Below are 10,009 nucleotides of genomic sequence, written 5' to 3' on the forward strand. Positions count from 1 at the left end.
TCCTCAGGGGTGTGTCAGGAGTGCGGCGGGGGATTTCCGAGTGCCGTGTGGATCTGGTAGCGGTCGGCCCGGTAGGTCGACACTCCCAGCTCGGCGCAGACGCCTCCGGTGTAGGAGCGGCGTTGCAGGAGCAGCACGGCGCTGCCCTTCGGGATCTGCAGGTGCTTGGCGTCGGCCGCGTCCGCCAGGCTGGCGTCGATGGTCTGGTCCCCGGCGTCGAAGACCAGCCCGTACACCGCTTCGAGGACGCCGTACAGGGAGCGGTCGGCGAGGCGGCGGTCCAGCAGGTCGGGCGCGAGCGAGGCGAGGATGTGCGCGCGTTCGAGCGCCATGGGCTCGCCGTCGGCGGTGCGCAGCCGCTCGATCACGTGGATCTCGGTGCCGGGCTCGACCTCGAAGATCCGGGCCAGCCGGGCGTCCGCGGGGACGGTGCGGCGGTCCAGGTCGACGGCGCCGGGCCGCAGCCCGCGGGCGAGCATGTCCTCGGTGAACGAGACGAGCCGCAGCGGCATCTCGATCTTGGGCCGGGCGACGAAGGTGCCCTTGCCGGGGACGCGGTACAGCCGCCCCTCCGACACGAGCTGGTCGACGCCCTGGCGGACGGTCATGCGGGACAGCCCGTACCGCACGCACAGCTCGCGCTCCGAGGGGATCGGGGCGTCGACGGGGAGCTCGGCGCTCTCGATGAGGTCGAGCAGGATGGCGCGCAGCTGGAAGTACTTCGGGACGGGGCTGTGCGGATCGATGGTCGTCACTGGGGGTGTCCTCGATGGCCTCGGCGGCCGTATCGACGCGTTGGCGGATGACGTGAATCGACTTGTTCGTACTGGTCTAGGCCGGACTAGACCACATTATGGAAAGTCGTGTCAATGCACGAAACCGTAACGGCCGGGCCACATGCCCGGGGGTGCAAGATCAGGTGAACGTGCAGGTCACGACCCCCCTGGCAGGGACGTTCCGGACGAGTTCGGGCCGACATCTTTAGCTCCATCCGATTCGTGGAGTATGGTGCGTACTGGTCTAGTCCGGACTAGACCAGTACGCCGCGCAGGCGGCGACCGGTCGCATCACGGAGAGTGCACCCCCATGGCATCACTGCTGATCACCGCGGAGCGGGTGATCATGACCCCCGCGGACGGTCCTACCCGCGCGGTCTCCCCGGGATACGTCCGCGTCGAGGACGGTGTCATCGCGGAGGCCGGCGAGGGCACGCCGCCCGGCGCCGACGCGCACCTGGCCGACGGGCTGCTCGCCCCGGGCCTGGTCGACCTCCAGGTCAACGGGTTCTTCGGGCACGACATGGCGGACGCCGGCGAGACCGGCTGGCACGAGGTCGTCGCCCGGCTCCCCGAGACCGGCGTGACCGCGTTCCTGCCCACGTTCATCACCGCGCCCGTCGCGGCGCAGGCCGAGGCGCTGCGCCGCACCCGCGACCTGCTGCCCGCGCTCCCGCCCGGCGCCCGCGTGCTCGGCGTCCACCTGGAGGGGCCGTTCCTCTCCCCGAAGCGCAAGGGCGCGCACAACGCCGCGCACCTCGCCGACCCGGCGCCCGAAGCGGTCGAGGCGCTGCTGGAGACCGGGCTCGTCAAGCTCGTCACCCTCGCGCCCGAGCGGGACGGCGCGCTCGCCGCGATCCGCCGCCTCACCGAGGCCGGCGTGCTGGTCAGCGTCGGGCACAGCGACGCGACCGCCGCGCAGGTCGCCGCCGCGGCCGACGCCGGCGCCCGCAAGGTCACCCACATCTTCAACGCGCAGAGCGGCGTCCACCACCGCGACCCCGGCGTGGCCGTCCAGGCGCTCATCGACGAGCGGCTGCACCCCGGCCTCATCCTCGACCTGCACCACGTCGGCCCGGAGGTCGCGCGGCTGGTGCTGCGCGCCGCCGCCGGACGCGTCGTGCTCGTCACCGACGCCGCGTCCGCCGCCGGGATGCCGCCCGGCACCTACGAGCTGGGCGGCGAGCCGATCACCATGCCCGAGCAGGGCCCGCCGCTGCGCGCCGACGGCACCATCGCCGGATCCGGGCTGCGGCTGGACGAGGCGGTCGGCAACGCCATCGGCCTCGGCCTCGACCCGGCCGCGGCGGTCGACGCGGCGACCCGCGTTCCGGCCGACCTGATCGGCCGCCCCGACCTCGGCCGCATCGCGCCCGGCGCGGCCGCCGACCTCGTCTGGCTCGGGCCGGACCACCGGGCGCGTACGACCTGGATCAACGGGCAGGAACTCTTCGGAGGGGGATCATGACCAGTCTGATGCGCGCCGAGATCGGTGAGCAGCCCGACGCGCTGCGCCGGACGATCGACGCGCTGCTGCCGCGCACGCCCGACATCGGGGCGCTCGCCCGGGAGACGCGGCAGGTGCTGTTCATCGCGCGCGGCTCGTCCGACAACGCCGCTGTGTACGGCCGCTACCTGGTGGAGTCGCACGCCGGGCGGCTGGCCACCCTCGCCGCCCCGTCCATCGCGACGACCTACAAGCGGCGCCTGGACCTGTCGGGCGTGCTCGCCGTCGCGATCAGCCAGTCCGGCAAGACCGAGGAGATCGTCGAGACCCTCGACTGGGCGAAGGACTGCGGCGCCCGTACCGTCGCCGTCACCAACGGCGCCGGGTCGCCGCTGGCGGAGGCCGCCGAGGTCGCGCTGATCACCGAGGCGGGCGACGAGATCGCGGTCCCCGCCACCAAGACCTACACGACCCAGCTCGCCGCGCTGGCGGTGCTCGGCCTCGGGCTCGGCGCCGACGTCGCCGTGGACGACCTGCGCCGCGTCCCCGACGAGGTGGCGCGGCTGATCGCGGCGGCGGAGGCGTCCCCAGCGCTGCCCGAGATCGTCGAGGAGCTGGCGAAGGTCCCCGGCACGGTCGTGTCCGGGCGCGGCATCGCGTTCGGCACCGCGCTGGAGCTCGCGCTGAAGATCAAGGAGGCGTGCTACCTGCACGCCATGGGCCTGTCGTACGCCGACCTGCTGCACGGCCCGATCGCCGTGGTCGACGCGCAGACCCCCGCGCTGCTGGTCGCGGCCGACTCCGGCCCGACGCTGCCGGGCACCATCGCGCTGGCGCGCCGGGTGGAGGGCGCGGGCGCCAAGGCGTTCGGCGTCGGCGGCGGCGACGGCCTGGCGGACGCCTGCTCGGCCGCGCTGCCCGGCCCCGGCCTGCCCGAGTGGGTGGCGCCGCTGGGCCTCATCGTCCCCGGCCAGCTCATGGTCGAGAACCTGGCCCGCCGGCTCGGCGTCGACCCCGACGTCCCGCGCGGCCTCAACAAGGTCACCCAGACGGACTGACCGGACGCACCGAGGGAAGAGAACGACATGGACAAGGCCGAGGCCATCGTCGCCGCGCTGGGCGGCGCCGACAACATCGTGGAGATCGAGCCCTGCGCGACCCGGCTGCGCACCGAGGTCTCCGACGGCGGCAAGGTCGACGAGGCGGCGCTGAAGAAGGCGGGCGCGTTCGGCGTCATGCGCAGCGGCACCGTCGTGCAGGTCGTCGTCGGCCCGGAGGCCGACACCATCGCCAGCGACATCGAGGACATCCTCGACTGATCCGTTCCCGGGCGCGCGCCCGGGGCCGCGAGTCCGCCCCAGCGGCGCGCCGACCCGCGTACCGACCGAGCAGAAGGAACCCCCGCATGACCCGAGTACTGTCCCCGGTGGCCGGCCGGGTGGTCGGCCTCGCCGGCGTCCCGGACCCGGTGTTCGCGCAGGCCATGGTCGGCCCGGGCACCGCCGTCGACCCCGAGCGCGGCCCCGGCCACGCCATCGCCCCCGTCACCGGGAAGATCGTCAAGCTGCACCCGCACGCCTACGTGGTGGTGGACGAGGAGGAGCACGGCGTGCTCGTGCACCTCGGCATCGACACCGTCAAGCTGAAGGGCAAGGGGTTCGAGCTGCTGGTCGCCGAGGGCGACCAGGTCACGGCCGGCCAGCGGGTGGTCGCCTGGGACCCCGCCGTCATCGAGGCGGGCGGCCGCTCGCCGATCTGCGCCGTGGTGGCGCTGGACGCCGGCGCCGACGCGCTGTCGGACGTCGTGGAGGCGGGCGAGGTCGTCAAGGGGGCCGAGCTGTTCACATGGAGCTGATCGGATGGGGCTGATCGGCCTGCGCGCGGCGGTGTTCGACCTCGACGGCACCCTGATGGACACCGAGCCGCGCAACCGGGTGATGTGGGCGCGGCTGTTCGACGCGCACGGCGTGCCGTTCGACGACGAGCTGATCGGGTCGTTCGCGGGGCGCCGCGGCATCGAGGTGCTGGAGGAGCTGCTGCACCTGTTCCCCGGCCGCACCGCCGAGGAGCTGTTCGAGCAGGCCGTGGCGTACGAGACGGCGCCCGGCGTGCCGGCGGACGTCCCGGTGCCGGGGGCGGTCGAGCTGGTGCGGTCGCTGGCGGACGCGGGCGTCCCGCTGGCCGTCGTCACGTCGGGGCAGCGCTCGTACGCCGAGCGGCTGCTGGCCGCACTGGGCATCCGCGAGCTGATGGACATCGTCGTGACCGCCGGGGACGTCCTGACCGGCAAGCCGCACCCGGAGGGGTACCTGGCCGCCGCGCGCGACCTGGGCGTCCCGCCGGGCGAGGCGGTCGGGTTCGAGGACGCGCCCGCGGGCGTCGCGGCCGTGAAGGCGGCCGGGATGACCTGCGTCGGCGTCGCCACCACCCAGCCGGTGGCGGCGCTCGCCGCGGCGGACCACGTGGTCGCGGACCTGAAGGAAGTCAATGTCGAGCCGGGCCCCGCGCTGCGGGTGCGCGGCGGCGCAAGGGAGATTCTGTGAGCGAGCGCAACGTCAAGATCGAGTCCAGGGTGGGGCTGCACGCGCGGCCGGCCGCGCTGTTCGTCCAGACCGCGGCCAAGGCGCCGATGGACGTGACCGTGGCCAAGCGCGGGGGCTCGCCGGTGAACGCCAAAAGCATCCTCGCGGTCCTCGGCCTGGACGCCCGGCACGGCGAGGAGGTCGTGCTGGCCGCCGACGGCGACGGCGCCGACGAGCTGCTGGACAGCCTGGAGGCGCTGCTGTCCACGCCGGAGCCGGAAGGTGCCTGAGGTCCTGCGCGGCGCGGGCGTCAGCCCGGGGGTGGGCGCGGGCCCGGTGCGGCGCATCGCCGGCGCCGTCCCGGAGCCGGAGGCCGGTTCCCGGCACGGCGGCGACGCGGCGGCCGAACGCGACGGCGCGCTGGCCGCGCTCGAAGCCGTCGCCGCCGACCTGGAGGAGCGCGGCGCGCGCGCGGCGGCCGCCGGTAACACCGACGGCCGGGACGTGCTGAACGCGCAGGCGCTGATGGCCCGCGACCCGGGCCTCGCCGACGGCGTCACCGCCAAGATCGGCGAGGGCACGGCCGCGGCCCGCGCGGTGTTCGAGGCGTTCGGGGTGTACCGGGAGATGCTCGCCGGGGCGGGGGAGTACATGGCCGCCCGGGTCAGCGACCTCGACGACATCCGGGACCGGGCGATCGCCCGCCTCCTCGACCTGCCGATGCCCGGCGTGCCGGAGTCGGACGAGCCGTTCGTGCTGGTCGCGCGGGACCTCGCGCCCGCCGACACCGCGGTGCTCGACCCGGCGCAGGTCGTCGCGTTCGTCACCGAGGAGGGCGGCCCGACCAGCCACACCGCGATCCTCGCCCGCACGATGGGCGTCCCGGCCGTGGTGGCGCTGCCGGGCGCGACGGAGCTCGCCGACGGCACCCGCGTCCTCGTCGACGGGTCCGCCGGGACCGTCCGGCCCGACCCGTCCGAGGCCGAGGTCGCCGCCGCGCTCGCCGCGGCCGCGGCCCGCGACTCCGCGCTCGCGGAGGCGTCCGGGCCGGGCGCGACCAAGGACGGGCACGCCGTCCCGCTGCTGGCGAACGTCGGCGGGCCGAAGGACCTGGACGCCGCGCTCGCGAACGGCGCGGAGGGCGTCGGCCTGTACCGCACCGAGTTCCTGTTCCTCGACCGGTCGGTGCCGCCGTCCGACGAGGAGCAGGAGGACGCCTACCGCAAGGTGCTGGAGGCGTTCCCGGAGGGCCGCGTGGTCGTCCGGACGCTCGACGCCGGCGCCGACAAGCCCCTCGCGTTCCTCCCGCCTCCCGGCGAGGAGCCGAACCCGGCGCGCGGCGAGCGCGGGCTGCGGATGGCGCGCCGGCATCCGGACGTGCTGACCGCCCAGCTCGCCGCCCTCGCCCGCGCCGCCGCCGGGCTCAGCGTGAAGCTCCAGGTCATGGCCCCGATGGTGACGGACGCGGCGGAAGCCGCGTTCTTCGCCGGGGCCTGCCGGGAGGCCGGCATCGCGCATCCCGGCGTCATGATCGAGGTGCCGGCCGCCGCGCTGCGCGCCCGCGACCTGGCGCCGGAGGTGGAGTTCTTCAGCATCGGCACCAACGACCTGACCCAGTACGCGTGCGCGGCCGACCGGCAGGTCGGCGGCCTCGCGCACCTGCAGGACCCGTGGCAGCCCGCCGTGCTCGACCTGGTCGCCCCCGCGGCCGCGGCGGGCGTCCCGTGCGGGGTCTGCGGCGAGGCGGCCGCCGATCCGGCGCTCGCCTGCGTCCTGGTCGGGCTCGGCGTGACGTCGCTGTCGATGAGCGCCCCGTCCCTCCCGCTCGTCCGGGCCGCCCTGGCCCGGCACACGCTGGACGAGTGCCGCCGCGCCGCCGAGGCGGCCCGCGCCGCCCGCTCCGCGGAGCAGGCGCGCGAAGCGGCGCGCGACCACCTGCCGGGCCTGGCCGAGCTCGGCATCTGAGCACGCTCGCGGCGGGTCGTCGGGGTGGGCGGCCCGTCGCGAGCGTCCGACACGGGCGCCGCGTCCCACCGCGGGTGCCGCGTCCCACCGCGGGCGCTGCCGCGGGCGGCCGTCAGCCGGTGATGAGCCAGCGGGTCCCGGTCTTGCCGAGCGTGTAGTTCGCGGCCAGGACCCCGCCCGGACGCGCCGGGTCGCCCTTCCACTTCAGGTCGGCGAAATCGACCGTGTACTCGCCCTCGCCCGGCCCGTCGTCGCAGACCGGGACGGTCACGCCGCGCAGCGCGGCCAGGTCGGCGGGCCGCAGCTTCGCGCGTGCGGCGGCGAGCCCGCCGGACCGGCAGCCGCCCGCGCGCCCGAACGCCGCCCGGTCGTACGCGGGCGCGAGCAGGGCGCAGACCTTGACGTTCCCGGCGGCGATGCCGCGCAGGTACTTGTAGAGCACCAGCCGTGCGGGAAGGCTGTCCTTCGCCGGGGCGGTCACGTCGACGAGCCGCGAGTCGCCCGGCTCGGGCGTCAGCGGCGGCATCCCCGCCTCCTCCTTCCCGCCGCAGGCGGCCGGGCCGAGGGCCAGCGCGGGCAGCAGGGACAGAGCGGGCAGGAACGGACGAACGCGCACGGGGACCTCCCGGGGGTGCGAAGGCGGGCCGATCTTCCCAGTCCGCGGGGCCCCGCGTCCATCAATACGACAAGCCGTGACCAACGGGTTGCCCGCCCGCGGGCACCGGCAGCCTCCCCACCGGCTTCACGGCGCCCGACAGCACCCGCGCGAGCGCGCCGATCGACGTCGCGCCGGCGGAGTAGGTCGCGAGCGTCGCGGCGGCGCCGCCGGCGTGGTCGAGGTCGTAGGGGCGGCCGATCGCCGCGACGACGACCGGTTTGGACGCCAGCGCGCCGACCCGCGCGGCGGTGGCCGTCCCGGCGTTCAGGGTGGTCAGCACGTGGACGTCGGCGGTGCCCGGCGCGGTCGTCGCGACGCCCTGCTCGCGCAGCGCGGCGCCGAGCTCCGCGCTCTGCGGACCGGTGACGCTCACCTTCCTGCCCTTCAGCGGCAGCACGCCCCGGTCGTTGCGGACCAGCGTGACCGAGTGCTCGGCGACCTGCCGCGCGGTCGCCTTCTGCTGCGGCGTGCCGATCCGCGCGGACGCCTTCGCCGGGTCGGCCGGCGGCGCCGTGAACAGCCCGCGCCTCTGCTTGAGGCTTAGGATCCGGGTGACGGACTCGTCCAGCCGCTTCTGCGTGATCTTCCCGGACCGGACGGCCGCCACCACCGCGTTGTACGCCTTGGACAGGCTCGGCGGCATCAGCAGCTGGTCGGCGCCCGCGTTGATCGCCCGCACGGGCACGACCGCGTCGCCGTACTTCTCCCGGACGCCCGCCATCTGCAGCGAGTCCGTGGTGATCACGCCCCGGTAGCCGAGCTCGCCGCGCAGCAGCCCGGTCAGCACGGTCTTCGACAGCGTGGACGGGTCGCCCGACTCGTCGAGCCCCGGGACCACGATGTGCGCCGTCATGACGAGGTCGACGCCGGCGGCGATCGCGGCCTTGAACGGCGGCGCGTCCAGCTTCCGCCACTGCGCCGCCGAGTGCGTGATCACGGGCAGGCCGGTGTGGCTGTCGGTCGCGGTGTCGCCGTGCCCGGGGAAGTGCTTGGCCGTCGCGGCGACCCCGGCGTCCTGGTAGCCCGCGATCGCCGCGGTCAGCAGCGGCGACACCCGCGCCGGGTCGGAGCCGAAGGAGCGCAGCCCGATCACCGGGTTGCGCGGGTTCACGTTGACGTCGGCGTCCGGCGCGTAGTCCAGGTTGATCCCGACCGCGTGCAGTTCGGTGGCGGTGACCCGCGCTGCGGCGCGCGCGTCCGCGGTGCTCCGGGTCGCGCCGAGCGCCATGTTCCCGGGGAAGCGGGTGATGAACGGCGTCCGCGACACGATGCCCTGCTCCTCGTCCACGCCGAGCAGCAGCGGGACCTTGGACGCCTTCTGCAGCGCGTTCGACTGCGCGGCGGTCTCGGCGGGCGAGCCGAAGTTCTCCGGGAAGTAGATGAACCCGCCGACGTGGTACTTCCGGATGATCGCCAGGGCGCTCGCGCGGCTGGAGAACGTCGGCACGAACAGCTGCCCGACCTTCTGCTCCAGGCTCATCTTCGCGACGTAGCCGGGGACCCACGCGTCCGGGGACTTCGTCACGGGCGCCTTCTTTCCGGATGGACCCGACGCCCCCGGCGACTCCCGGTGGGCGGAGGAGTCCGGCCCGCCGCCGCCGGCGCATCCGGCGAGCGGGAGCGCCAGCGCGGCCGCCGCGGCCAGCGCCAGCCGCGCAGCACCGCCCCGCCGGGGCCGCCGGCGGGCGGTTCCGGCGCGTCGCGACCGGCTATCCGCGGACATGAGTGGCATGCACCTGACCAGGCCCCCCGACGTGGTCGTCTGCTCGCTTCGGACGTCGCGACGTTAACCGCTCGCCGCCGCCCTGTCGACTCGCGGCGCCGGACGGGCCCGGGTCGCCGCGCACGAACCGCGCACGAGCCACGCCGGTGACCGCTCGTCCCACCGGCCACGGTGCCCCCGGCACCGCGCCGACGGATCTCGAGCCCCCGTGGTCACAGCTCGATCACGATGGACCCCTGGTCCGCGAACGGAGCGGATGTGCGGTGGGGTCCATCGTGATGAGCCGGACGGCGGCGTCGCCGTCCTCTCCGGCCTCTCGGCGGGGCGTCCGGCGGGGTCGGCCACCGGCGGCGCCCGCACGGCCGGGCGGGGCTCGGCCGGGCGCTCAGCCCGGCAGGGGATGGCCGAGCCGGCGCAGCGCCAGCCCGGCGGCGCCGACGGCGCCGTCGCCGGCGCTGCGCGGCGCCTCGGCGAACCGGTCGCGCAGCCCGGTGCGGACGGCCTCGGCGACGGGGCCCTCGCGCAGCACCGACCCGTGCATGACGACCGGCGCGCAGGGGTCGGACAGGGCCGGGCGCACCGCGTCGACGTCGCGGAGCAGCCACTCCGCGGCCTCGTCGGTGATGCGCCTGGCCACCGGGTCGCCGGCGGCCGCGGCGGCGGCGACCACCGGGCCGAGCCTGCCGAGGGCCGCGGGCGGGCGGCCGTACACCTCCTTGATGATGGCCTGGGCGAGCTGCGGGTTCGGCGTCGTCCCGGGCGGTTCCGGGCGGCCGGGGAGCCCCGCCGGGTCCGGATGCCCCGCGAGCCCGGGGCGCCCGGGCGGCTCCGGACGGCCGTGCGCGGCGCCCAGCGGGCCGGGGGGGGGGGCGGGGGGGGGGGCCCCCCCCGGGGGGTGAGCCCCCGGGCGCAGCAAGG

10 protein-coding genes and 1 pseudogene are annotated in these 10,009 nt (G+C 75.8%); 7 read left to right on the forward strand and 4 right to left on the reverse strand.

Features of this window, described 5'->3' with window-relative positions; all coding sequences use genetic code 11:
* Positions 1 to 14: 14 nt before the first annotated feature.
* Positions 15 to 755 carry a GntR family transcriptional regulator gene (locus ABT299_RS19405; protein ID WP_190860110.1) on the reverse strand — a complete coding sequence of 247 codons (741 nt, stop codon included), beginning with the start codon at positions 753 to 755 and terminating at the stop codon, positions 15 to 17.
* 331 nt (positions 756 to 1,086) lie between these two features.
* Between ABT299_RS19405 and nagA the strand changes: the two genes are divergently transcribed.
* From nagA to ptsP, 7 genes are all read left to right on the forward strand, one after another.
* Positions 1,087 to 2,244, forward strand: a complete 1,158-nt coding sequence (nagA, locus tag ABT299_RS19410) for an N-acetylglucosamine-6-phosphate deacetylase (protein ID WP_500251587.1) — start codon at positions 1,087 to 1,089, stop codon at positions 2,242 to 2,244.
* Positions 2,241 to 3,281, forward strand: coding sequence for an SIS domain-containing protein (locus ABT299_RS19415; RefSeq protein WP_241755887.1), 1,041 nt, complete (start codon positions 2,241 to 2,243; stop codon positions 3,279 to 3,281). The genes nagA and ABT299_RS19415 overlap by 4 nt, the downstream gene beginning before the upstream one ends.
* Before the next feature lie 27 nt (positions 3,282 to 3,308).
* Positions 3,309 to 3,542, forward strand: a complete 234-nt coding sequence (locus ABT299_RS19420; protein ID WP_151538615.1) for a PTS sugar transporter subunit IIB — start codon at positions 3,309 to 3,311, stop codon at positions 3,540 to 3,542.
* An 86-nt stretch (positions 3,543 to 3,628) separates the two neighbouring features.
* The gene (locus tag ABT299_RS19425; RefSeq protein WP_190860107.1) at positions 3,629 to 4,078 is read left to right on the forward strand and encodes a PTS sugar transporter subunit IIA; all 450 of its coding nucleotides are present in this window, start codon (positions 3,629 to 3,631) and stop codon (positions 4,076 to 4,078) included.
* Between the two features lie 4 nt (positions 4,079 to 4,082).
* A complete protein-coding gene (locus ABT299_RS19430; RefSeq protein WP_500251588.1) occupies positions 4,083 to 4,766 on the forward strand; it encodes an HAD family hydrolase in 684 nt (227 codons plus the stop codon).
* Positions 4,763 to 5,035 carry an HPr family phosphocarrier protein gene (locus ABT299_RS19435; protein ID WP_190860103.1) on the forward strand — a complete coding sequence of 91 codons (273 nt, stop codon included), beginning with the start codon at positions 4,763 to 4,765 and terminating at the stop codon, positions 5,033 to 5,035. Before ABT299_RS19430 ends, ABT299_RS19435 begins: the two co-directional genes overlap by 4 nt.
* Complete coding sequence (gene ptsP, locus ABT299_RS19440; protein ID WP_500251589.1) at positions 5,028 to 6,710, forward strand: phosphoenolpyruvate--protein phosphotransferase; 1,683 nt, start codon at positions 5,028 to 5,030, stop codon at positions 6,708 to 6,710. The genes ABT299_RS19435 and ptsP overlap by 8 nt, the downstream gene beginning before the upstream one ends.
* A gap of 112 nt (positions 6,711 to 6,822) precedes the next feature.
* Here ptsP and ABT299_RS19445 read toward each other — a convergent pair whose 3' ends face one another.
* The 3 genes and pseudogenes from ABT299_RS19445 to ABT299_RS19455 all read right to left on the reverse strand — a co-directional run.
* Positions 6,823 to 7,326, reverse strand: a complete 504-nt coding sequence (locus ABT299_RS19445; protein WP_190860100.1) for a hypothetical protein — start codon at positions 7,324 to 7,326, stop codon at positions 6,823 to 6,825.
* A 61-nt stretch (positions 7,327 to 7,387) separates the two neighbouring features.
* Complete coding sequence (locus ABT299_RS19450) at positions 7,388 to 8,893, reverse strand: glycoside hydrolase family 3 protein (protein ID WP_500251590.1); 1,506 nt, start codon at positions 8,891 to 8,893, stop codon at positions 7,388 to 7,390.
* A 583-nt stretch (positions 8,894 to 9,476) separates the two neighbouring features.
* A pseudogene (locus ABT299_RS19455) lies at positions 9,477 to 10,009 on the reverse strand (ATPase); the annotation flags it as partial.

The organism is Spirillospora sp. NPDC000708 (assembly GCF_040299565.1).
Classification (GTDB): domain Bacteria; phylum Actinomycetota; class Actinomycetes; order Streptosporangiales; family Streptosporangiaceae; genus Spirillospora.